Below are 22257 nucleotides of genomic sequence, written 5' to 3' on the forward strand. Positions count from 1 at the left end.
GATGCGCCGCCGATCACGGCGGCACCGGTGTCTGGGAGAGGGTCGAGAATTCGTCACCGAGGGCCCTGAGGCCGACGATCAATCCATCGCTCTCTCGGATTGGCCCACCGCCGACCACCTGCCGGGATCGGGTGATCATATCGATCGCAGCGGTGAGCCTGTCCAACATGTTTCGCAGGCTGTCGTTGATCCGGCGATCATCGACATCGAGTTCGGCGACACTGGTATAGGCGTCGATCACTTGCTCGGCGGCGTCGCCGAGTAGCACGGTCGTCTGATTGGTGGTCGCATCACCGGCGCTCCAGAGTTGCAAACCGTAGGCGGCAGATATGACCGCCGATCCGCCGTCACCAGCGGCTTGCGACAGCTGTCCGGGAACGCCGCCCTCGCCACGTGCGCAGCCCGCGATCGCCAGCAGCGTGACGAGACACCCGACAAGGACTTGTCCCCTCCATGTTGATGCCGACATCGTCGCTGATCACCAGCTCGACGTGGGGTGAAGAACGCCCGTAGGGGCAATCCCGTTACTGTACAACCGAATTCCACATCGACTCAGCTGGCCTGGGTCGAGAAACGTGCGTGTATCGATCACGACCGGGTCGTCGGCCACGTCGGCGATTGCCGCCCAATCAAGCTCGGTGAACTCTGGCCATTCGGTTGCGACGATCACTGCAGCAGCATCTTTGGCTGCCAGCAGTGGGTCGTCGACCAGCTCCATTTCGTCCGGCAGGCCGGCTACGGGCTGGGGGATGGCCGGATCATAGGCGGCGACGGTGGCACCCTCGTCGATGAGAGAGCGACAGATATCCAGGGCGGGTGAGAAGCGTAGGTCGCCGGTACCCGCTTTGAATGCCAGACCCAACAACGCTATCCGCCGCCCATGCAGGTTCCCCTGAGCGGAACCGGTGACGCCGCGGCGCACTGTGTCGATCACCCGCCCGGTCGCACCGGTGTTCGCTGCGACGGCGGCATCGAGCACACCGAGCTCGATACCGGCCTCCCGGCCGCTGTGCAGCAGAGCGCGAGCGTCTTTCGGCAGGCATGAGCCACCCCAGCCCGGGCCCGGCGACAGAAATGCCTCACCGATTCGGTGATCGTGGGCCATCGCCGCAGTGACCTCTCGGATGTCGGCGCCCGTCCGTTCACACAAGGCCGCGAGTTCGTTGACAAAAGAGAGCTTGGTGGCGAGGAACGCGTTGCTGGCGTGCTTGGCCAACTCGGCGCTCTCGAGGCTGACCCGCTCGAGCGGGGCCTCGATTCCGCGGTACAGCGCCGCGATCCGGTCACCGGCGACGCGGTCGGAATCACCGATGACGATGCGATCGGGGTCGAGGAAGTCGGTGACGATGTGGCTCTCCCGCAGGAACTCCGGATTGCTGACAACTGCCATCGCCGACGGGCGTAGCAAACGTTCTGCCCGGCTCGCCGTCCCCACCGGGACGGTCGACTTGATGACGACGATGCAGATGTCCCCTCCGATCCGGATCAGTTTGCCGATCACGTCGAATACGGCGCTCAGATCGGAGTGTCCGGCTCCGTCGACAGGGGTGGGGACGCAGATGAACACCGCTTCGCATCGCGAGAGCTCCGCGAAGTCGGTGCTCAGGGTGAGGCGTCCCGAATCGAGGCCCGACTGCAGAACCGAATCGAGACCGGGCTCTGTGAGATCGCTGTGGCCACTGCGCAACCGGTCGATACGCGTGGTATCCCGATCGACCGCGACGACCCGATGGCCCAGGTGACAGAATCCGGTTGCGGTGGCGAGTCCGACATATCCGGCCCCCACGACGCCGACCGCGCCGGCTGCGAGTATGCCATCGACGGACATGGTCACCGCCCCCGTTCGGCTACGTCACACATGAGCGATCGCCAGGTGCGAGTCGGCTGCCTCGATCACTTCGGCGACAGAAATCTCCAGCAGTCCCGGATCGGCGTGATCGGCGTGTGGGTCTCCGGTACGGCCGTGCCAGAGCACGCGATGCCGGCGGTCGCCGGCGGGTGGGCCCCAACGCTGCGGCGCCGTCGGACCGAAGAGCAACACCGAGGGAGTGTTCACGGCGGTGGCCAGATGCGCTACCCCGGTATCGCCGCAGATGACGAGTCGTGCGTTGGCCACCCGCTGCGCCAGTTGACCCAGCGACAAGTCGCCTGCGGTGATCGATGACATCGGCAGCCCCGCGTTCTCGGCGATGTTCTGCGCGAGCTCACGCTCGGCAGCGTTTCCGGTGATGGCCACCGGATGCCGGTGACGACGAAGGTGGGCTGCCAGCGTCGCAAACCTGTCGGCGGGCCACCGCCGTGCTGCTGATGCAGCCCCCGGGTGGATGATGATCTCACCTCCACCCTGATCGATGTCCGGGACGGACAGTGCGAGGTCCGTCGGATCTGTTGGGAAGCCGCCGTATTCGATCAGGCGGCACCAGCGGCGCACCTCGTGGAGGCTGCCGTCCCAGACCGGTCCGGGCAGGTGCGGGAATTTGTCGTGGCGATGTGTCAGAACTCGCGCCGGACCTGTCGCGAGCACATCGACGATGCTTTCCGGGCCACTGCCGTGGAGGTTGACCGCAAGGTCGGGAGATCCCCCCTTCCAACGGATTCCGCCCAGCCCCGGCGTGTCGATGACGTCGTCGACGGTCCCCGTCCACACCGCGAGCTCGGCCATGGATCCCGGCGCCGCCAATACGATCCGGTCGTCGGGACGCCCTGCCCGGAGCGCGCGCAGCGCGGGCACGGCGGTGAGCAGGTCGCCGAGACCGAGTGCACGCAAGACAAGTGTTACGGCCACGACCCCTCCGTCGACGCACACACCACCATTTCGCGGACTTCGCATCCCGGTGGCTGAGACAGTGCGAACACCACGGTTCTGGCGACGTCGGCGGGCTGGTTCAGTTTCGCGTCCGGTGGCGGCTTGTACTGCTCGGCACGGTCGTCGAAGAACGCGGTGTGCATCCCACCTGGAATCAGTGTGGTCACTCCGACCTCACCCGCGAGCTCAGCCGCCAGGGCGCGGCTGAAGCCGATGACACCGAACTTCGACGCGCAGTAGGCGGTCGCATCACTGACGGCTTTGATGCCCAGGGTCGATGCGCAGGTGACGACCTTGCCATGAGATCGCTTCAGGTAGGGCAGTGCAGCGCGAACCACGGCGACGGTTCCGAGCAGGTTGACGTGGATGACCCGCTCCCAGTCCTTGGCGTCGATGTCTTCGAGGCGGCCGCAGGCATCGGTTCCGGCTGCGGTGAACACGCCGTCGAGGCCACCGGCCTGGGCGGCGAGCTCGCGGACGGCCGCGGCCGTGGCCTCGGTGTCGACGAGGTCTGCCTGCACGAACGCGACACCGTCGGCGGGACGATTGCGGTCGATGACCAGTGGGGTGCCACCGGCCCGGCGCACCGCATCAACCGTCGCCGCACCGAGTCCTGATGCGCCTCCGGTGATCAGGACATTGCCGACCGCGGTGGTCGGGGAGTTGTCGGCTGTCATCGTGTGAACCTCATTTCGCTTCTCGGATGTGCACGTGCTACGCGATGGATCGGGCGGCTGCCACGAGTCGTGTGGTGGAGTACCCCGGCAGGACCGGAGCGAAATGCACCTCGCCGCCATGCTGCCGAACGGTCGCGGCCTCGGGCAGGTCCTGCTCGGTGTAGTCGCTGCCCTTGACCCAGATCGCCGGGCGTAACCGATCGAGAATTGCTGTGGGAGTCGCCTCGTCGAAGATCGCCACCGCGTCGACGGACTCGAGTTCGAGGAGGATGTGAGCTCGGTCGGTGTGCGACACCACCGGCCGGCCCTCCCCTTTGGCGCGCCTGACCGAGTCGTCGGAGTTGAGGCAGACGACAAGGGCGTCACCGAGTTGGCGGGCATATCGCAGCAGGCTCACGTGTCCGGGATGCAGCAGGTCGAAGCAACCTCCGGTGGCCACGACACGTCCGCCCCGTCGACGGACCCGGGCCGCGAACTCGACAGCGTCACGATCGACCGAGGCAACGGTGCGCGGAGGGCGGGCTATGGACGCGACTCCGCCGGTGTGGACGTACTCGGTGGCCCGGCCGATGGCGAACCGGATGCAGTCGTCGATCGGCATGCCACGACGCAGGCCTTCGGCGGCCGCGGTTGCGAAACAGTCACCGGCGCCGCAGGTGTCGTGAGATCCGGGAGCGGCGATACGAGGTACGTCGACGGCCACCGTGGTGTCGGAATCGGTGCTGTGGAGCTGTGCAGACCGCGACCCGCGAGTGATGACGACGTGTGCTGCCCGCCAGGCGCGCGCAAGGTGGGCAGCCCTCATCCCATCGTCGGTACTGTCCGATTCGGTTGTGAAGCGGGCGGCTTCGGCGTCGTTGGGCGTCACCAGCGTCACACCAGCGGTGGGCACCGAGCCGCGGGGGTGGGGGTCCCACACGATCGGGACATCGGGGGCCACGCGTTCGAGGAGACGACGGATTTCGGGGTGCCCAGACACTCCGAGGCCATAGTCTGCCACCAAGATTGCTCCGGCCGAGTTGATGGCCTCGGCGACTCCGGAGGGCAGTTCTCGATGATCGGCGGTACCGTCGCCCGAGTCGAACCGGACGATGGACTGCCCGCCCGCTCGGACTCGCGTCTTCGCCACCGTGGTGCCGCGCAACGAAAGCGAGTGGATTGCCGCATAGGGCCACAGCATCTCTCGCAGTTCATGGCCCTGGGCATCATCGCCGAACGCACTGATGAGGACGATCTCCTCGGCCAGATCGGCAGCGAGCACGGCAGCCAGGCCGGCGCCACCGGGCCGCCGCAGCTGGTCCCGCACATCCACCACCGGAACCGGTGCATCCGGGCACAGCCGCTCGGCGGATCCGTTGATGTCCACGTCGAGTAGGACGTCGCCGATCACGACCAGGGGACCCCGCGACGCCGCGGCCGTCACGATCGCCCTGCCAACGTCGTATCGAGACTCATGCACAACGAGTGGATCAGTACGAGGTGCATCTCTTGGATTGTGGCTACCGTAGGCGCCTCGACGGTGATCGCGTCGGAACACATGGCGGCAAGGGGATTCGGTCCGGGCCCCGTCAACGCCCAGGTCTCGATGTCCAACTCCTGGGCCGCTTTCACTGCGGCCAGGACGTTTCTGCTCGTCCCACTGGTGGACAGTGCGACCAGGACATCGCGTGGGCGACCGTAGGCACGAACCGGTCGTGCAAAGACCTCGTCTTCGCCATAGTCGTTGCCGACCGCGGTGAATGCCGAGGTGTCGGCGTGCAGTGCGATCGCAGGCAATGGTCGCCGTTCGTCTTTGAACCGGCCGACCAGTTCACCGGTGAGGTGCTGGGCCTCGGCAGCGCTGCCTCCGTTACCGGCAGCAAGTAGTTGGCCGCCGGCGTCGAAGATGTCTGCCAGGCGTGCGCCCCACGAGGCGATGGTGGTCATCGCCTCACCGTTGCGCTGCAACGCCTCCTGCAACGCGGAGAAGTGTTCGACGATTCTGCCGGCGTCGTGCCCGGGAGCGGTGTCGCCTGATGACGAGCTGATGGCGGTCATGGTCGCCCTCCTCGTTGTGTCGGCCCGTGCGCGGCGCTGTGGCTCAGGTCTGCCACGGCCGACACGATGTCGGTGTCGGAGATGTTCTCGAGACAGGGGTGGCCAGGTATCGGGCACTCTCGAGCCCTCGTGTTCGCGCAACCCGCCTGTTGGTCGCCGAGAACGACCTTCGGTACTCGGTGCGGTGCCCAACGCACGGCGGGCACCACGGGTGCGAACAGAGAGACCACGGGGGTGCCGACCGCTGCCGCGAGGTGCGCCGGACCGGTGTTCGGGACCACCACCACCCGAGCGCGGTCCAGCACCGCAGCCAGCGTCGCGAAATCCAGGGCGGCGCTCAGCGGCTGGGCGCAGTCGTCTGCGACGAAGCGGCCCAATTCGCGCTCCGACTCGCCGGCGGTGACCAGCACCCGGTGGCCGGCGTCGGCCAGAGCCCGCACCGCTCGCCGGCTGCGTTCTGCGGTCATTCGCCGAGCGGGAACCGCGGCACCCGGATGGAAGACGATGTAGTCGCCGTTGCCGACGAGTTCGGTGACGTCGGGCAGCGGACGACGGACCGCCAACTCCCCGTCGTCACCGGCCGGCGCCGGGAAATCGCAGGCCGCAGTGAGCGACAGGGCGCGCTCTGCTTCGGGGAAGTCGTCGGGGACCTGGTGTCGCACATCGAGCAGCGAACCCGGGTAATCGACGCTGATGGCACCGATGTGGCCGACACCGGCCATGCGGAGTACCAACGCGAGCGGCAACGGCGACTGGTGGAACGAGGTGAAGATCACGGCATGCGTGAGGCGGAGGTCCTGGATCTGTTTGATCAGGTTGTCGATCCCGCCCGCGGTCAATTCCGGCGGCTCCAAATCCACCCACGGAGCGTTGTATTCGATGACCTCGTCGACGCCGGGGAGCAACTCTGCTGCCGCCCGACCCCGCGGCCCGGCGAGAACGGTCACGGACTCGGCGGCGGCCGCCAGGGACCGGATCGCCGGACCCATCAACAGGACGTCCCCGGCGCTGTCGAGACGCGCGGCGAGTACCCGGCGACTCATCGCGCACCCACCGTCGCGAGGGCCACGGCAGAGCGCAGATCCGGTGCGACCAGCGCACGCTCACGCGCCCTGTCGATTTCGTCAGACCTGGTCTTGCCTGTCGGCACCAGAATTGCTGATGCACCGGCGCTCAAGGCTGCCTCGACGTCGGCGCCGATGTCACCGATCATCACGCAGTCGCGGGTGTCGATGCCGAGTTCGGCGGCGGCTGCCTTGATCATTCCCGGAGCTGGTTTGCGGCAGTCGCACCCCGCACTGTCGTCGTGGACGCAGGTCTGCCAGGTGTCGAAATCGCCGAGTATCGCGTGCACGCGTTCGTTCACCGCGGTGAGTTGGTCAGGCGTGATCAGCCCGCGGGCCACGCCGGATTGGTTGCTGACCACACCGATCCGGTAGCCAGCTGCGCGCAGTTCGTCGAGCAGTGCAGCAGCTCCAGGCATCGGTTCCACGAGATCGGGGTCTGCGAGATACGGCACGTCACGGATCAGTGTGTCATCGCGGTCGAACAGCAGGGCCAGGGGTTTGTTCGAGACGGGTGCGGTGTGCCAACCTGTCCGCACCCTCAGTTCACCGTGCGCGCGATGCCGGCACGCCAGCGGTGGGATGACGACGCTGGTCACGAGCATCCGGAGGACCTCGGCGCGATCGCGTGGACCGGGAGCGATACGACGCCAGGCGAACTCTGTGGTGAGTGCCGTCCACAGGGACGCGGCCACCACCGACGTGGTTCGCCGGCCCGTGACCGCTGCACCGAAAGCGGTGGCCGCAGCCAGGCAGGTGAGTGCGTATCTGGGTATGCGCCCGCGTGATTCACCGATCTTCGTGCGCCACCGTGCGCCGTGCTTGTACCGCATCAAGGCGTTGTCGGCGTTACCGATCTGCTCTCGCGCACTCGTCCAGAAGTCGCCGGCGGCGGCAGGATGAACGGTGCGACGGGCACCGTCGACTATCCGTCCACCCGCCTCGGTCAATCGAAGTGCGAGGTCGGCATCTTCACGAAATGCCCGCCGGAAGCGTTCATCGAAGCCGCCCGTGTCGACGAGAGCCTCTCTGCGGACAGCCATGTCGGCAGTGATCCACTGAGCGCTTGCAAGGGACGCGGTACCTCGTTCGGCGTCGGTGGGTTTCCGCCCCGCCGGTGGCGGGACGATGATCCGGCCTGTGCTGGCGACCACGTCGGAGGGTTGGCCCATGAGGTCGCTGACGAGGACGTCGCGCCACTGGTCGGTGGTGATCACATCGTCATCGAGGAAAGCGATCCATTCGGCACCTGTGCTGTGCCAGCCGACGTTTCGCGCGGCAGCGGGGCCTCGCCCGCCGGATCGGACGACCCGGACTCGCAGGTCCATCTCGGGCAACACCAGTGGTGGCAGCCCGTCCGCACCGGGCCTGTCATCGACAACCACCACCTCGGAGGGTGCTTGTCCGGACCCGGCCGCGAACTCCTGCAGCAAGCGCCCCAGATTGTCCCGGCCGATCGTCGGGATGACCACCGCATAGTCGATTGTCATGGTCGGCGCACCACAAACGGCCCGATGGCGAGGAGGTCGATCGGAGCGGATCCAAAGCACTCGAGCGCATCCCGCGGACTGTCGACCATCGGCCGACCAGCCGTGTTCAAACTGGTGTTCACCACCACCGGCAGACCGGTGCGCTCTGCGAATCCACCGATCATCGCGGCGAGGAGGGGGTGATCGTCAGGGTCGACGGTCTGGATCCGGGCGGTGCCATCGACGTGGGTGACCACCGGAAGGCGTTCGCGCCATTCCTCGGCCACGTCGTGCACGAACAGCATGTACGGGCTCGGCAGCGGTCCGCGTCCGAAGATCTCCCCGGCTCGCTCGGCCAGCACCATCGGCGCCACGGGACGGAACTGTTCGCGTCCCTTGACCTCGTTGAGGCGTTCCAGGTTCTCCGGCTTGCCGGGATGGGCCATCAGCGAACGCTGTCCGAGTGCACGCGGCCCGAACTCCGAACGACCCTGGAACCACGCGACGATCTGGTCATCTGCCAGCGCGGAGGCGACCGTCGCGGCGAGGTCGTCGGGCCTTTCGTAATGGACATGTGCCTGACGCAGTTGGGCTTCGATCTCTTGGTCGCTGAAACCACGGCCCAGTGCCGCAGAGGTCATCGGAAGGACCCGGTCACCGTTCTCGGTTGCGATCGCCGCGGCCGCGCCCAGCGCTGTGCCGGCATCACCGGCCGCCGGTTGCACCCAGATGTCGGTGAAAGGTCCCTCGGCATGCAGGCGAGTGGATGCGACGCAGTTCAGCGCGATACCGCCTGCCATGGTCAGCCTCTGCGCGCCGGTGCGGTCGTGAAGCCAGCGGCTGATGTGCAGCAGCACTTCTTCGAGACATTGTTGTACCGACGATGCAAGGTTGGCGTGGGCAGCGGTCATCTCGCCGTCGGCGGCACGTCTCGGTGCCAGCGCGTCCCAGTCGATCGGCTCCGTCCGGAACCCACCATCATCGGTGGCGTACACACGTTCTCGGAGTTGATCGATGAATTCAGGCCGACCATATGAGGCAAGGGCCATGACCTTGTACTCGTCGCTCGACCGGGCGAAGCCTACGTGCTCTGTCATGGCTTCGTAGAACAGGCCCAGCGAATGGGGCAACTGTTGTTCGGCCAGGACGTCGAGCTTGCCGTCCCGGTATTCGCCGGCGAGCATCGATGTCTGCTCGCCCCGCCCGTCGAGGGTCAGCACCGCGCCATCCCCTGAAGGTGCCACAAGTCCACACGACGCAGCATGTGCGACATGGTGTTTGACGAATCTGACCTTTGCGGGGTCCAGACCCGGCAGGGCAGTGGCAAGAAAGTACGGCGCGCGGCGGGCAAAGGTGGTCCGCAATTCTTCCCACCGGGGGTCCAGTGCACCGAGCCCGTGGTCCACCTGATCGGGATCGTAGGAGTATGCAACGGCGTCCAGATCTTCTGGGCTCAGTCCCGCCTGCTGCAGACACCATGCGGCTGCCAACTCTGGTTGTTCCCACGCGGAGAAAGGAACCGGCTTCTTCGCGTGCTTTCGACGCGAGAAGCGCTCCTCTTCGGCTGCGGCAACAATCTTTCCGTCCACCAGTAATGCGGCAGAGGAATCATGGAATACCGCGTTGATGCCCAATACACGCACTCGGCCTCCCCGGCAGTGGTTGTGTCTGACCACTGCGAAGTACCCACGACCCGACGAGTTAAACCACCTATAGGTGATTTGACTCGAGAGCTGAAACAGCCAGTCCTGACCTGAACCATTCGATCGTGGAGGCGAGACCTTCGTCGGCGCCGATCAGCGGCTCCCAACCCAGCTCGGATCGCGCCAAAGTAATATCTGGACAACGTTTTTGAGGATCATCGATGACGGCGTCGTGGTACTCGATGGGGCTCGATGATCCCGTCGATTCCAGTATCTTTGTCGCTACGTTCCACACACTCAATTCGATCGGGTTTCCGATGTTGACCGGACCCTCGTGATGCGAGTGGGCGAGCGCCGACAATCCCCGTACGGTATCGGTCACGTGACAGATCGATCTCGTCTGTTGTCCGCTACCACTGACCGTCAATGGTCTGTTCGTCAAAGCCTGATGAATGAACGTGGGAATCATTCTGCCGTCGTCCGGTCGCATACGCGGACCATAGGTGTTGAAGATCCTGGCGATGGTGGTGTCGACTCCGTGATAGCGGCGATAAGCCACCGTGATCGCCTCGGAGAATCTTTTCGACTCGTCATAGACACTGCGTGGGCCGATGGAATTGACGTTTCCCCAGTAGGTCTCGCGCTGCGGATGTTCGGTGGGATCTCCGTACACCTCGCTGGTGGAGGCCAGCAGGAAGCGTGCGCCCTTGGCCAGCGCGACGTCGAGGGCGTGCCGGGTACCCTCGGATCCCACGCGGAGCGTCTCGATTCCCAATTCGGCGTAGTCGACCGGGGAAGCCGGGCACGCGAGGTGTGCGACGAGATCGAAGTCGCCGAGTTCGGGCCACGGCTCGACAGCGTCGTGATCGACCCATCGAAAATCGGGATGCTCCTCCAAGAGCTTTATGTTCGAACGCAATCCGGTGCACAGGTTGTCGAGGCAGACGACACTGACACCATCGCGGAGCAACTGCTCGCACAGATGTGATCCGACGAAGCCTGCTCCACCGCTGATCAGTGCGCGTTTGATCGTTCTCATCGGGCATCCCTTGCTACCGCCGAGTCGGGTATGGCTTTCCGGTAGAGGCGAAGGGTCTCGGCCGCCACCCGGTCCCACGAGTATCGCTTACATGCGCGAGCGCGCGCGGCGTTACCGAATTCACGCCGTTCGTCTTCGGCTGCCAGCAACGCGGAGGCCGACGCGGCAAGTGACTGCGGGTCTCGAGCGGGGACCAGTCGGCCGGTGCGGCCGTCGACCACGGTGTCGAGCATCCCCCCGACCGCAGCTGCGATCACCGGTCGACCGCAGGCCATCGCCTCGATCGGGACCATCCCGAAAGGCTCGTACCAGGGCACACACACGACCGCATCTGCTGAGCGGAACAAGGCAGGAATGTCTGCCCGAGAGACCGAGCCGGGCATGATGACCCGGTCACGGACACCGACTTCGGTGGCGACATCCAGAAGCCGGCGAGCCTCGGCATCATCTTCGAGTTCGCCATCCATCGGGCCGCCGGCGATGACCAGCTCGGTGTCCGGGATGTCGGCGAGGGCGCGGATCGCGATGTCGAATCCCTTGCGAGGCACCAACCGCCCCGCAGTGACCAACCGGTGCCGGCGGTTGCGCTCGGCCACCGGGCCTGTCGGGGTGAAGGCATTGACATCGACTCCACACGGAACCACCACCGCCTGGGAACGGGGCAAGCCCATCCGGACGAGTTCGAAGACCTCGTCGCTGCACGTTGCGGCGACGTATGCCGCATCTCGGGCCAGTTGCTCTTCTGTTGCCAACCGAGACTGCGGACTGGTGTCGGCGGCGCCTTGAAAACGCTTCTTCACCGATCCGAGAGCATGGAAGGTCTGGATGACGGGTAGGGACGTTCGCCGGGCCGCGATGTGTGCCGCGACGCCGGACATCCAGAAATGCGCGTGGACGATATCGGGACGCTCGTGTTCCCAATGATCTGCGATGAAGGCGCTGAACTCAGGCATGTGCTCGAGCAGTTGATCTTTCGGCAGATACGACGCCGGTCCCGCGGGCACATGCACGACCCGGTAGCCGGCGGGCGCGATGACCTCGGTCTCCAGCTGTGGATCATCCCGGCGGGTGTAGACGAGCACGTCGTGACCTGACCGGCACAGCGCTGCAGACAGTTCGGCGACATGCACGTTCTGGCCACCGGCGTCGACGCCGCGCAGGGTTGCCAAGGGGCTGGCGTGTTCGGAGATCATGGCGATCTTCATGTGAGACACCGCTTTCAGTAGTAGCCAGCACGACGTCACCTGGTGACATCGTGCAATAGATCCTCCCAACGGGATACGAATGCGCCGAGCCCGTATTCGCGCAGGGCCCACTCGCGTGCCGCCTTGCCCGCGAGTTGTGCATCCGTGAGGTCGTGGGCGAAACGTGCGATCGCCTGCCCCAGTACTTCGGGATCCGCCGACACGATGCCGGCTGCTGAGGGCACCGCCCTCGGTGCTTCGGTCGAGGCAACCGCGACCACGGGCATACCCAGGTGCATGGCCTCGATCAAAGAGAGGCCGAGCGACGTCCACCTCGCGGTGTGGACGAAGACACGTCGGCGAGCGACTTCCGCATGAAGGGTGTGGAGGTCGAGATCGCCGATGCCGACGACCTCCCCGCCGGTCTGTAGGCGGGGATCATCGAGGTCGGAGCAACCGATACCGAAGACGTCGATGGGTGCAGCGTTCGACAACACCGGGAGCAGATCCGTCCCGGTGATACGCCACCGCCGGATCGGTTCGTTGATCATCGTCGCCGCGCGTGACAGCTCGCCGGTGTATTGCGGCCCGGGGTCGACGACGCCATGGGGCACAACCGTTGTCGGGCAACGTCCGTTGTCCCACATCAATCGGTTGAAATGCGTCACGTGCACGAGTGGGATGTCGGACCGTCCGGCCAGTACGTGTTCGGTGCGTGCGGCGTGTTCGTGGGGCGTGTTGTGCTCGACGTAGATGGCGGGGAGGTCTCTACCCGGTCGGCGACCGGTCCATCGCTCGGTCAGTTCGATTTCGTGGGGGCGCTGCAAGACCACCACATCGATGTCCGCCGTTGCCAGCTGGTCAGCCTGTACCTCGATTGCGGAGGCCGGCCACGGTCGGCCCATCCGCCCCCGTCCCCACTCGTCGAGGTCCGGGGTGACAGGGATGAGATAGGTGTGTCTTCCCTGAACGAAGGACGTTGACCACGATCCGTGCACATGCCACACCAGCACTCGCAAGGCTGGTGGAAGCAGTTGTGCACCCGACACTTCGACCACGCCGAATCTGTTCCCGTTGACGACGCTTTTCAAACATGCGAACACGACGCTTAGCATGTTGCTTTTTCGGCTACCCGACAGCCCATGAAGGTTCTCCTGGTCAGCTGGGCCACGTTCACCCACGGTGAGGCGACTGCCGGGGATGTCCTCGCAGTCCGTCGTGTCGAGAACGAATTGACCGAGCAGGCAATAGATTTCGATACTGCGTGGAGTCCGGTGTTTCGGCCGGGTGAGTTGTGTCTGGACGACGTCGCACCAGAGGATTACACGCATCTGGTTTTCATCTGCGGACCCTGCCACGGGGAGCAGGTGGAGAGTTTGCATCACCGTTTTCCGGACGCGGTGCGCATCGCGGTCGGGGTGTCGGTCATCGACGCCGACGACCCTGCTGTCACCGGGTTCGATCGGGTGATCGCTCGCGACGGAGACGGGCGGGAGCGCCACGACCTCGCGACGTTTGCTCCTCTCGGAAGGGTGCCGGTCGTCGCGGTGATCCTGGCTCCGGGGCAGGGCGAATACGGTGACCGCAGGCGACACGAGCGGACGCATGCGCAGATCCTCGAGGCTTTGGCCGAACGCGACGTTGCTGTGCTGCCGGTCGACACCCGGCTCGACACCCGCGACGCCACGGCGCCGTCCACTCCGGAACAGTTGTGTTCAGTGCTCAGCCGCGCCGACGCCGTGGTGAGCACCCGTCTGCACGGGTTGGTGCTCGGACTGCGGATGGGTGTGCCGGTACTGGCCATCGACCCCGTGGACGGCGGAGCAAAGGTGAGCGCACAGGCGCGCATCGCCCACTGGCCCGCGGCGCTGACTGCCGGAGAGTTCGAGTCCGATAGAGCTCGTTTCGATGAGCTGCTCACGTGGTGCCTGGGTCCGCGTGGCCGATGGGCGGCGCGGGCCACGACTGGCTACGAGAATGCAGATCCCACAACTGAACTGGTCAAGGAGTTATCGATATGACGAGCTCGGATATCAGCGTGGTGGTACTGAGCCACGACCGCGCTGCGGAACTGACCACCACACTCCGGCATCTGTTGCACCTGCCAGAGAGGCCCCCGATCATCGTCGTCGACAACAACTCGTCTTTCGACGTCAGGCAGCTCGTATCGGAGCTCGACGGCGAGGAGAATCGCATCGAGGTCGTGTGTCTGGAGTCCAACCAAGGCGCCGCCGCTCGCACGGTAGGTGTACGGCACGCGGCGACCAGGTACGTCGCTTTCTCGGATGATGATTCGTGGTGGGAACCGGGGGCATTGGCGCGCGCAGTAGAGCACCTGGACCGGAGTCCGACTCTCGGAGCTCTGGTGGCGCGAACACGCATCGACGACAGCGGCCGGGAGGACCCGATCACCGCGGATCTGGAGGGGAGTCCGCTCGGCTGGCGCCCAGGCTTGCCAGGGCCGTCGGTGCTTGGCTTTTTGGCCTGCTCGGCCGTGGTCCGCGTCGGGGCCTATCTGGATGCCGGGGGCTTCAATCCTCTTCTTTGGTTCGGCGCCGAAGAGCGCTTACTGTCAATGGATCTCGCGGCCAAAGGGTGGGATGTCTGCTACGTGGCGGACGTAGTCGCCGAGCACCGGCCATCGTCGTTACGCCCGCCGGGTGCTTGGCGTCGCGCGCTGGAGGCCCGCAACAACCTGTTGATCACCTGGATGCGGCGACCGCTTCGCAGGTGCCTCACGGAGACAGTCGCGGTGGCGACGGCTGCCAGGTCCGATCAGGACGCGCGTCGGGCTGTGGCGGGAGCCCTGCGGCGTATCCCTCGCGTGTTGGCGGCTCGAGAGGTGCTACCGCATCATGTCGATCGCAAGGTGGGTTTACTCGAGCGGCACGATCAGGGTGTTGGTGGTGCGGTGGCGGCGCCTGCCGAGCGGTCGGGGCCGCCGGCGACGGTCGTGGTGATCACCCACAACAGGATCGATGAACTGCGAGCCACTCTCAAGCACATGACGGCTCTACCCGATGCGATGCCGATCATTCTCGTGGACAACGCCTCTGAAGACGGCAGCGCGGACATGGTCGAGTCCGAGTTCCCGGGCGTGCAGCTGCTGCGCAGCAAAGTGAACCTCGGCGCAGCCGCGCGAAATCTCGCGGTGGCCGAGGCCAAGACGCCCTACGTCGCCTTCTGCGACGACGACACCACCTGGCAGCCCGGCTCGTTGACCCGCGCAGCCGGGGTGCTCGATCGTTTTCCGGGGGTCGGGTCGGTGACCGGCAAGTGCCTGGTGGAGCCCACACTGGTCGAAGATCCACTGACACCGGAACTCCGGAACTCTCCGATCGAGGGCCCTGACTGGCTACCGGGGCCGCCGCTGCTGGGCATCATGGCGGGTCTGACGATGATCCGCGTGTCGGTGTTCGACGAGGTCGGTGGATTCTGTGAGCGGATGTGGTTGGGCGGTGAAGAAGAGCTGCTCGCTCTCGACGTGGCAGCGAATGGTTGGTGGATGGTGTGGATCGAGGACGTCGTGATCCACCACGCGCCCTCCCGGGCGCGCGATTCCAAGCGCAGACGTCAACTGGGTATCCGGAACACCCTGTGGACATTGTGGCTGCGCAGACCGATCCGTAGTGCGTTGCGTCGCAGTGCGATTGTGCTCGGATCGGCGCCACTCGATCGCGCCACCCTCTCCGCGGTTGGGGAGGCCGTCGCTGCTGCCCCGTGGGTCGTCGGCAACCGCCGCGTAGTCGATCGCACCATCGAGAAGGGGCTGCGTTCGTTGGAAGCCGACCAGCGCAACTCGAAGGCGCGGAGGTACGTCGACGGCTGAGGCTGCCGACTCTTGCGCCGACCCGCGTCACGTTCTATTCTGTCCTTGCGGTTCATACCCAGCCGCATCGGAACGTTCCTGGTCCTTCCCAGCGTATCCGGGCCTGCTGCGGTCATCCGTCCCATTGATTGGACGCCAGATTCCGCTCTCATGTCCCAGATTCCGCTCTCATGTCACGGAGTCGGGTTGCCAGAACCGTTCTCGGCCATGGATGGCACCTGCAAATACCCGGGTTCGTGCCTGGCCCTCATCACTTGCGCTGTCAACGTGTTCTGGGGTGGATCATGGCTGAAGGCTATCAATTGGGCGTACGGGACGATTCCGGCTATCCGGTGATCGCCACGCAAAGAATCGTGGGGTCCGCCAGCGGACCTGACCGGGCGGAATTGCCCACGGCTTTGGGTGATTACGGTGCAGACGCGAACTCTGATGCCGTGTTCGCGTGCACGCTCGCAGTGGGGATGGGCGCAGTTACGTTGGTGCTTGGCCTGATGCTCGGTGGCCTCGTGACAGCGATCCTGTGTTCGATCATCGCCATCTGTGCGGTGGGCCTGGCTGCCGCTATGTTGTAGAGCGAAATTGGCTGCAGCGCAACCGGACCGCGGCTCGATGATCGATCGGACAGCGGTGAGATATGGCAGTTGTGTCGATGGGCCATGGTCGTTTGTCACGTGAGCCTGGCATACTGCGGATCGATCTTCCGGGCGGCGCCGGTGAAGACACCCTCGAGCACATCGACTGGGACGCCTGGTTCAGCAAGTTCGACGAGTCGTCGCTCGCCTTCCTCTACCAGCAAGAAAAGTCGGACGGCGAGGACAGCACCCTCTTCAAACTGGTCAGTCGCTGACCGGGCCTACCGGGTGTGGGGGGGGGGGGCTTTCGGACGGATTCGGCGCCTGCACCCGTGACTGATCGGCACGACTGTTCAGCGGTTCGTCTGGATTTGTTCTTTTGACTGATTCAAGAAAACTGCTGACAACGGCCGTGCCTTCTGTTTATCGTTGGGTATGACCTCGAACCCCGAGAACGCAGAACGTCTTCGCTCTGCGTCGCTCCGGGTGACCCGTCCCCGGATTGCCGTGATGGACGCCGTCAACGATTACCCGCACGCCGACACCGACACCATCTTCGGCGCTGTGCGGGCGGTGCTCCCGCATGTGTCGCGGCAGGCGGTCTATGACGTCCTCGATGCCCTGACTGCAGCGCAGCTCGTCCGGCGGATCCAGCCCGCAGGTCACGTTGCATTGTACGAGTCCCGAGTGGGCGACAACCATCACCACGTTGTCTGTCGAGGCTGTGGCGTGATCGCAGACGCGGATTGCGCGGTCGGCGAGGCCCCTTGCCTGACTGCCTCCGATTCTCATGGCTTCGTACTGGACGAGGCCGAAGTCATCTACTGGGGCCTGTGTCCCGGCTGCGCGAGTACATCCCGAATTTGATCACAGCCCGTGATCACAGCCCAATTCACCAACCCGAAAGGAACGCTGTGACCTCTGATAGCCGCCCGCCCAACTCTGATGCCGGTACGCGCAGTGCCAGCGAGAGCGAAAATCCCGCGATCCCGTCTCCCAAGCCGAAAGCACATGCGCCGCTGACCAACAAGGACTGGTGGCCGGAGCAGATCGACCTGTCGATACTGCATGCGCACACGTCGAAGTCGAACCCCTTCGGGGACGATTTCGACTACCCGGCTGAGTTCGCCAAGCTCGACGTGGAAGCTCTCAAAGCAGATGTGGCAGCAGTCCTGACCGACTCGAAGGACTGGTGGCCGGCCGATTACGGCAACTACGGTGGCCTGTTCATCCGGCTCAGCTGGCATGCCGCTGGTACCTACCGGATCTTCGATGGCCGTGGTGGTGCCGGCCAGGGCGCCCAGCGATTCGCGCCGCTGAACAGCTGGCCGGACAACGCCAACCTGGACAAGGCCCGGCGGCTGCTGTGGCCGGTCAAGCAGAAGTACGGCAACAAGATCTCCTGGGCCGACCTTCTCGTCCTGGCCGGCAACACCGCGCTGGACTCGATGGGTTTCCAGACGTTCGGCTTCGGATTCGGTCGTGCGGATACGTGGGAGCCCGAAGAGGTCTTCTGGGGCCCCGAAGACGAGTGGTTGGGTACCGACAAGCGCTACTCGGGTGAGCGCGAGCTCGCAGAGCAGCTCGGCGCGACCACGATGGGTCTGATCTACGTCAATCCTGAAGGCCCGGAAGGAAAACCCGATCCCGTGGCCGCGGCCCGCGATATCCGCGAGACCTTCGGCCGGATGGCGATGGACGACGAGGAGACTGCCGCACTGATCATCGGGGGCCACAGCTTCGGCAAGACCCATGGGGCACACCCCGCCGACCAGATCGGGCCCGAGCCCGAAGGCGCGCCGATCGAACAACAGGGTCTCGGCTGGAAGAACGGGTACGGCAAGGGCAACGCCGAGGACACCGTCACCAGCGGACTCGAAGTTGTCTGGACCTCGACACCGACCCAGTGGGGCAACGGTTTTCTGGAAAACCTGTACGGGTACGAATGGGAACTGACCAAGAGCCCGGCCGGTGCGTGGCAATTCGTTGCTGCCAACGGCGCCGGGGCGGGGACGATCCCGGACCCATTCGGTGGCCCAGGACGCGCACCCACCATGCTCGTCACCGACGTCGCACTCCGCGAAGACCCGATCTACGGCGAGATCACGCGCCGCTGGCTCGACAACCCAGGCCAACTGGAGGAGGCGTTCGCCAAGGCGTGGTACAAGCTGCTGCACCGCGACATGGGACCGATCACCCGCTATCTCGGCCCGTGGGTTCCCGAGCCGCAGCTGTGGCAGGACCCGGTGCCGGCCGTCGAGGGTGAGTTGATCGACGACGCGGACATCACCTCTCTCAAGGCAAAGGTGCTGGATTCGGGACTCTCGGTGGCGCAGCTGGTCGGGACCGCATGGTCGTCGGCGGGCAGCTTCCGCAGCACCGATAAGCGTGGCGGCGCCAACGGTGCACGTATTCGTCTCGAGCCGCAGAAGGATTGGGACATCAACGAGCCTGCTGAGCTGGCCAAGGTCTTGCCTGTCCTCGAACAGATCCAGCAGGACTTCAACGGCGGCAGCAAGAAGGTATCGCTGGCCGACCTGATCGTGCTCGCCGGAGCTGCAGCGGTAGAGAAGGCGGCGAAGGACGCCGGACATGACGTCACCGTGCCGTTCGTTCCGGGCCGCACCGACGCGACCCAGGAGAGCACGGATGTCGACTCGTTCAAGGTGCTCGAACCGCGTGCCGATGGCTTCCGCAACTACGCACGTGACGGCGAGAAGACGCCTCTGGAGGTGTTGCTCCTCGAGCGCTCGTACCTGCTGGGTCTGACCGCCCCGGAACTCACCGTGCTCATCGGCGGGTTGCGTGCCCTGGGCGCCAACCACGGCGGCAACAAGCACGGCGTGTTCACAGATCGGCCGGGCACGCTGACGAATGACTTCTTCGTCAATGTGCTCGACGCCGACACCGTCTGGAAGTCGTCGGAGTCCGAGGAGAACGTCTACGTCGGTACCGATCGCAAGACCGGTGACGTCAAGTGGACCGCCACGGCCAACGATCTGGTCTTCGGATCGCATTCACAGCTGCGCGCGTTGACCGAGCTGTACGCGCAGGCCGACACGGACAAGAAGTTCGTCGACGACTTCGTCGCGGCATGGGTCAAGGTTGCGAACAACGATCGCTTCGACCTGAAGTGATCCCCCGAGGCCGACGCCTCTGACGTCGCTCGCAACGGCACCCCGCTCACCATCGGTGAGCGGGGTGCTGTCGTTTGCGGTGGTTTGCCACACCCGGTTGGTTAGGCGTCGTCGCCCCTGCGTGATGGGAGGATGGGTGCGGCGGATCACCGGCGAGCGGCAGGAACGGAACATGGCGGACGGAACACCGGGCAGGGCCGAGCGATTGGCCGCGGCGCAGGCGGCGGGCAGGGTTCCGACGTCCGGTGGGCGTTACGCGCTGTTGGTGCTCGCGTGTGTCCTCCAGGCGCTCGTCGCGGTGTTCGCGCTGCTCGTGCTCGTGGACACCACGATGAACTCCACCAGCGCAGCCGGCACCAAGGCCGTTGTTTTCGTCGTCTTGTTGGCGGTGATCGTGGCCTTCGCCGCAGGGACGGTGATCACGGCCCGCTCGCTGTCGCGGCGCGCCATCGTCTGAATCGATCTGGCCCGGGAGCGCAACAGTATCGCCCATCGCGCAAAAAATTGGTTCAAGCTGGTGGGGCCGCGGCCGTGCCGGGGACTACTGCGAACTGTCGCCGGTACGCCGTCGGGGTGGTGGAATACGCCGTCATGAAGTTCTGCCGGAGGGTCACGGCACTTCCGAAGCCGCAGGCGGTCGCGATCTCGTCGACGCTCCAGTCCGTCGTTTCCAAGATCACGCGCGCCGAGTTGAGTCGCTGCTCGAGAATCCACCGAGCCGGAGTTGTTGCGGTGGCGTTCCGGAACTGGCGCACGAAGCTTCGCCTGCTCATCTTTGCCTCGGAGGCGAGTCTGTCGACCGTGAGCGGTTCGTTCAAACGGCTCAAGGCCCACTCCTGAACTCTGGAGATGGCGGTGTCTGTGGCGGCGCGGGCGAGCGGGCGCTCGATGTACTGGGCTTGTCCGCCATCGCGGTGTGGCGCAATGACCAGGCTGCGTGCCACCCGTGTCGCGGCGGCCGAACCGAGATGCTTGCGGACGAGGTGAAGGCAGGCGTCGATCGCGGATACGGTGCCTGCGGAGGTCAGCACGTCCCCGTGGTCGATGTACAAGACGGATTCGTCCGACGTCATGCCCGGACGACGTTCGGCGAGCTGCGGCATCATCTCCCAGTGGGTCACTGCCGAGCGGTCGTCGAGGAGCCCGGTATCTGCGACGGCGAACGCACCGAGGCACAGTCCGGCGATGGTCGCGCCGCGGCCATGTGCGGCCGAGATGTGTTCGCGCAGTGACTCGCTGACCGGAGGTAGGGGAATCGGCCAGGACGGGATCACGACGATGTCAGCCCAGTCAACCGCTTCCGGACCGGCCACTTCGCCGACCGGATATCCCTCGACGGTTCGGACAGAACCTGGATGATCGGACCACAGCCGGGTCTCCCAGTCGGCGGCCAACTCGAGCCGTCCCACCTCTCCGAACACCATCATCGGTGCGGCGAGATGGAACATGGTGATGCCGTCGAAAGCGTAGATGGCTATGCGCATGACTTCTTCCGGTTGGCCCGATCTCATCGAAAGTATGCATTCATGCCACTGTCGGCGCAACCGGTCCTGCACAACAATCAAAGGGAACGCGCCGGTCCAAGGCGCGAGACCGAGTCCGATCCCAGTTTGAGGAGTGAACAATGACTGCACCCCGCCGTGCGTTGATCGTCGTAGACATCCAGCAGGAGTACTTCGAGGGGCCTCTGGAAATCCAGTACCCACCGCGTGAGGAGTCGCTCGCCAACACGGTGAAGGCGATCTCGGTGGCCCGCGAGAACGATGTGCCGGTGGTCGTCGTTCAGCACCAGATGCCAGAGGGAGCCCCCGTGTTCGTCGAAGGCTCGAAAGGCTGGTCCCTGCACCCCGACATCGAGGCGGGTGTCGATCCGGCCTCCAAGCGCGTCCACAAGGTCTATGGCAGTGTTTTCGCCGGTACAGACGTCGCAGAATGGCTGCGCGAGAACAACATCGACACCATCACGATTGCCGGTTTCATGACGAACAACTGTGACCTGGCAACAGCTGTCGAAGCCGAGGGTCTGGGCTTCGCGGCAGAAATCCTCTCTGACGCCAGCGGAGCGATACACCTCGCGAACGAAGCCGGCAACGTATCCGCCGAGACGCTCCACTCGACGTTGATGGTTCTGCTGCAATCGAACTTCGCAGCGGTCGCCACCACGTCGCAGTGGTCTGACGCAGTCCGGGGCGAAACGGAGTTGCCGAAGAGCAACTTGGTCGTATCCGCTATGGAAGGCCGCTCGGTGGCGGTTGGCTGAACGTCGGTTGCTGTAACCAAGGGGAGAGTCGCCATCACGGCGACTCGGGCCGGGCGACGTCGGTCTCCCAGCGAGCGCGCCGTTCTTCGTCGGTCTGCTCCCACCACGGGGTGCCGCGCTCACCGAGCGCAACCTTCGCCGCCTGCACGCCCGCGCGTGACTGCGGTGCACCTTCCGTTCGTCGGACCTCTCGGCGCCACGCCATGAGGATGGACCTGAGTTCAGCGCTGCGATCTTCGGGAATCGCGGGATCGGTCGCGCGCCAACGGCGCCCTTTCACCACGATGTAGCGTCCATCTGCTGTGTGCTCGGGGCCATCCGACATGACTCCAGGTTGCCAGAAGCGGAAGCGCCCGGTCGAGCGTGCCTATGCTGCCGCCGAGCGTGCCGTAAAAACCGTTGACCGGGCTCTTGTTTCGATCGATCGTGCCGTTGTCGACAGGGTGGGTGCAAGGGACGCCTGACTTTCGCATCCACCAGTCGACACAAGCACACCGTTCAGTCATAAGCACATGTTGCAACAGGTGCCTTTGACTGGAC

The 22257-nt window shown here is 65.1% G+C and carries 22 protein-coding genes; 8 read left to right on the plus strand and 14 right to left on the minus strand.

Annotated elements, in window-relative coordinates; translation table 11 throughout:
* Positions 1–13: 13 nt before the first annotated feature.
* The 12 genes from DFR67_RS11620 to DFR67_RS11675 form a co-directional block, all read right to left on the minus strand.
* Positions 14–469, minus strand: a complete 456-nt coding sequence (locus tag DFR67_RS11620; RefSeq protein WP_110469691.1) for a hypothetical protein — start codon at positions 467–469, stop codon at positions 14–16.
* 9 nt (positions 470–478) lie between these two features.
* Complete coding sequence (locus DFR67_RS11625; protein ID WP_110469692.1) at positions 479–1828, minus strand: UDP-glucose dehydrogenase family protein; 1350 nt, start codon at positions 1826–1828, stop codon at positions 479–481.
* 24 nt (positions 1829–1852) lie between these two features.
* Positions 1853–2785 carry a glycosyltransferase family 9 protein gene (locus DFR67_RS11630; protein ID WP_245937892.1) on the minus strand — a complete coding sequence of 311 codons (933 nt, stop codon included), beginning with the start codon at positions 2783–2785 and terminating at the stop codon, positions 1853–1855.
* Positions 2776–3483: an SDR family oxidoreductase gene (locus DFR67_RS11635; RefSeq protein WP_110469694.1), complete on the minus strand. Its 708-nt coding sequence runs from the start codon at positions 3481–3483 to the stop codon at positions 2776–2778. The genes DFR67_RS11630 and DFR67_RS11635 overlap by 10 nt, the downstream gene beginning before the upstream one ends.
* 37 nt (positions 3484–3520) lie before the next feature.
* Positions 3521–4906 (minus strand): PfkB family carbohydrate kinase, encoded by a 1386-nt coding sequence (locus DFR67_RS11640; RefSeq protein WP_110469695.1) that lies wholly within the window; start codon positions 4904–4906, stop codon positions 3521–3523.
* On the minus strand, positions 4903–5409 hold the full coding sequence (locus DFR67_RS11645; RefSeq protein WP_245937906.1) for a D-sedoheptulose-7-phosphate isomerase: 507 nt from the start codon (positions 5407–5409) through the stop codon (positions 4903–4905). Before DFR67_RS11645 ends, DFR67_RS11640 begins: the two co-directional genes overlap by 4 nt.
* A 107-nt stretch (positions 5410–5516) precedes the next feature.
* Positions 5517–6563, minus strand: coding sequence for a glycosyltransferase family 9 protein (locus tag DFR67_RS11650; protein ID WP_110469697.1), 1047 nt, complete (start codon positions 6561–6563; stop codon positions 5517–5519).
* On the minus strand, positions 6560–8074 hold the full coding sequence (locus DFR67_RS11655; RefSeq protein WP_110469698.1) for an HAD-IIIA family hydrolase: 1515 nt from the start codon (positions 8072–8074) through the stop codon (positions 6560–6562). Before DFR67_RS11655 ends, DFR67_RS11650 begins: the two co-directional genes overlap by 4 nt.
* On the minus strand, positions 8071–9696 hold the full coding sequence (locus DFR67_RS11660) for a carbamoyltransferase family protein (RefSeq protein ID WP_110469699.1): 1626 nt from the start codon (positions 9694–9696) through the stop codon (positions 8071–8073). The genes DFR67_RS11655 and DFR67_RS11660 overlap by 4 nt, the downstream gene beginning before the upstream one ends.
* 67 nt (positions 9697–9763) lie before the next feature.
* Positions 9764–10735 (minus strand): NAD-dependent epimerase/dehydratase family protein, encoded by a 972-nt coding sequence (locus DFR67_RS11665; protein ID WP_110469700.1) that lies wholly within the window; start codon positions 10733–10735, stop codon positions 9764–9766.
* Positions 10732–11940 (minus strand): glycosyltransferase, encoded by a 1209-nt coding sequence (locus tag DFR67_RS11670; RefSeq protein ID WP_110469865.1) that lies wholly within the window; start codon positions 11938–11940, stop codon positions 10732–10734. The genes DFR67_RS11665 and DFR67_RS11670 overlap by 4 nt, the downstream gene beginning before the upstream one ends.
* A 35-nt stretch (positions 11941–11975) precedes the next feature.
* A complete protein-coding gene (locus tag DFR67_RS11675) occupies positions 11976–12926 on the minus strand; it encodes a glycosyltransferase (RefSeq protein ID WP_211325039.1) in 951 nt (316 codons plus the stop codon).
* A 135-nt stretch (positions 12927–13061) separates the two neighbouring features.
* Between DFR67_RS11675 and DFR67_RS11680 the strand changes: the two genes are divergently transcribed.
* From DFR67_RS11680 to DFR67_RS11715, 7 genes are all read left to right on the plus strand, one after another.
* A complete protein-coding gene (locus tag DFR67_RS11680; RefSeq protein ID WP_110469701.1) occupies positions 13062–13940 on the plus strand; it encodes a polysaccharide pyruvyl transferase family protein in 879 nt (292 codons plus the stop codon).
* Positions 13937–15748, plus strand: a complete 1812-nt coding sequence (locus DFR67_RS31110) for a glycosyltransferase family 2 protein (protein ID WP_245937893.1) — start codon at positions 13937–13939, stop codon at positions 15746–15748. The genes DFR67_RS11680 and DFR67_RS31110 overlap by 4 nt, the downstream gene beginning before the upstream one ends.
* Before the next feature lie 284 nt (positions 15749–16032).
* Positions 16033–16320, plus strand: coding sequence for a hypothetical protein (locus tag DFR67_RS11695; RefSeq protein ID WP_110469702.1), 288 nt, complete (start codon positions 16033–16035; stop codon positions 16318–16320).
* A 62-nt stretch (positions 16321–16382) separates the two neighbouring features.
* Entirely contained in the window at positions 16383–16595 is a 213-nt protein-coding gene (locus tag DFR67_RS11700) for a hypothetical protein (protein ID WP_110469703.1), read from the plus strand.
* Positions 16596–16755: 160 nt separating this feature from the next.
* On the plus strand, positions 16756–17187 hold the full coding sequence (locus tag DFR67_RS11705) for a Fur family transcriptional regulator (protein WP_110469704.1): 432 nt from the start codon (positions 16756–16758) through the stop codon (positions 17185–17187).
* Between the two features lie 47 nt (positions 17188–17234).
* Entirely contained in the window at positions 17235–19457 is a 2223-nt protein-coding gene (katG, locus tag DFR67_RS11710; protein ID WP_110469705.1) for a catalase/peroxidase HPI, read from the plus strand.
* Positions 19458–19629: 172 nt separating this feature from the next.
* Positions 19630–19914 (plus strand): hypothetical protein, encoded by a 285-nt coding sequence (locus tag DFR67_RS11715; protein WP_146240429.1) that lies wholly within the window; start codon positions 19630–19632, stop codon positions 19912–19914.
* A gap of 52 nt (positions 19915–19966) precedes the next feature.
* On the opposite strand, the gene DFR67_RS11720 is transcribed toward DFR67_RS11715, so the two are convergent.
* Entirely contained in the window at positions 19967–20941 is a 975-nt protein-coding gene (locus DFR67_RS11720) for a GlxA family transcriptional regulator (protein WP_110469707.1), read from the minus strand.
* Between the two features lie 140 nt (positions 20942–21081).
* On the opposite strand from DFR67_RS11720, the gene DFR67_RS11725 reads away from it, so the two are divergent.
* Entirely contained in the window at positions 21082–21717 is a 636-nt protein-coding gene (locus tag DFR67_RS11725) for an isochorismatase family protein (protein ID WP_110469708.1), read from the plus strand.
* 34 nt (positions 21718–21751) lie between these two features.
* Here DFR67_RS11725 and DFR67_RS11730 read toward each other — a convergent pair whose 3' ends face one another.
* Positions 21752–22042 (minus strand): hypothetical protein, encoded by a 291-nt coding sequence (locus DFR67_RS11730; protein ID WP_110469709.1) that lies wholly within the window; start codon positions 22040–22042, stop codon positions 21752–21754.
* Positions 22043–22257: the final 215 nt, after the last annotated feature.

It is taken from the genome of Williamsia limnetica, from assembly GCF_003217475.1.
Taxonomy (GTDB): Bacteria; Actinomycetota; Actinomycetes; order Mycobacteriales; family Mycobacteriaceae; genus Williamsia; species Williamsia limnetica.

What these genes read in the sequence shown, in the direction of transcription:
- DFR67_RS11620 (WP_110469691.1), bottom strand. Translation starts at nt 469, where the DNA reads ATGTCGGCATCAACATGGAGGGGACAAGTCCTTGTCGGGTGTCTCGTC.
- DFR67_RS11625 (WP_110469692.1), bottom strand. Translation starts at nt 1,828, where the DNA reads ATGTCCGTCGATGGCATACTCGCAGCCGGCGCGGTCGGCGTCGTGGGG.
- DFR67_RS11635 (WP_110469694.1), bottom strand. Translation starts at nt 3,483, where the DNA reads ATGACAGCCGACAACTCCCCGACCACCGCGGTCGGCAATGTCCTGATC.
- DFR67_RS11645 (WP_245937906.1), bottom strand. Translation starts at nt 5,409, where the DNA reads ATGACCACCATCGCCTCGTGGGGCGCACGCCTGGCAGACATCTTCGAC.
- DFR67_RS11650 (WP_110469697.1), bottom strand. Translation starts at nt 6,563, where the DNA reads ATGAGTCGCCGGGTACTCGCCGCGCGTCTCGACAGCGCCGGGGACGTC.
- DFR67_RS11655 (WP_110469698.1), bottom strand. Translation starts at nt 8,074, where the DNA reads ATGACAATCGACTATGCGGTGGTCATCCCGACGATCGGCCGGGACAAT.
- DFR67_RS11665 (WP_110469700.1), bottom strand. Translation starts at nt 10,735, where the DNA reads ATGAGAACGATCAAACGCGCACTGATCAGCGGTGGAGCAGGCTTCGTC.
- DFR67_RS11670 (WP_110469865.1), bottom strand. Translation starts at nt 11,940, where the DNA reads ATGAAGATCGCCATGATCTCCGAACACGCCAGCCCCTTGGCAACCCTG.
- DFR67_RS11680 (WP_110469701.1), top strand. Translation starts at nt 13,062, where the DNA reads ATGAAGGTTCTCCTGGTCAGCTGGGCCACGTTCACCCACGGTGAGGCG.
- DFR67_RS31110 (WP_245937893.1), top strand. Translation starts at nt 13,937, where the DNA reads ATGACGAGCTCGGATATCAGCGTGGTGGTACTGAGCCACGACCGCGCT.
- DFR67_RS11695 (WP_110469702.1), top strand. Translation starts at nt 16,033, where the DNA reads ATGGCTGAAGGCTATCAATTGGGCGTACGGGACGATTCCGGCTATCCG.
- DFR67_RS11700 (WP_110469703.1), top strand. Translation starts at nt 16,383, where the DNA reads ATGGCAGTTGTGTCGATGGGCCATGGTCGTTTGTCACGTGAGCCTGGC.
- DFR67_RS11705 (WP_110469704.1), top strand. Translation starts at nt 16,756, where the DNA reads ATGACCTCGAACCCCGAGAACGCAGAACGTCTTCGCTCTGCGTCGCTC.
- DFR67_RS11715 (WP_146240429.1), top strand. Translation starts at nt 19,630, where the DNA reads ATGGCGGACGGAACACCGGGCAGGGCCGAGCGATTGGCCGCGGCGCAG.
- DFR67_RS11720 (WP_110469707.1), bottom strand. Translation starts at nt 20,941, where the DNA reads ATGCGCATAGCCATCTACGCTTTCGACGGCATCACCATGTTCCATCTC.
- DFR67_RS11725 (WP_110469708.1), top strand. Translation starts at nt 21,082, where the DNA reads ATGACTGCACCCCGCCGTGCGTTGATCGTCGTAGACATCCAGCAGGAG.
- DFR67_RS11730 (WP_110469709.1), bottom strand. Translation starts at nt 22,042, where the DNA reads ATGTCGGATGGCCCCGAGCACACAGCAGATGGACGCTACATCGTGGTG.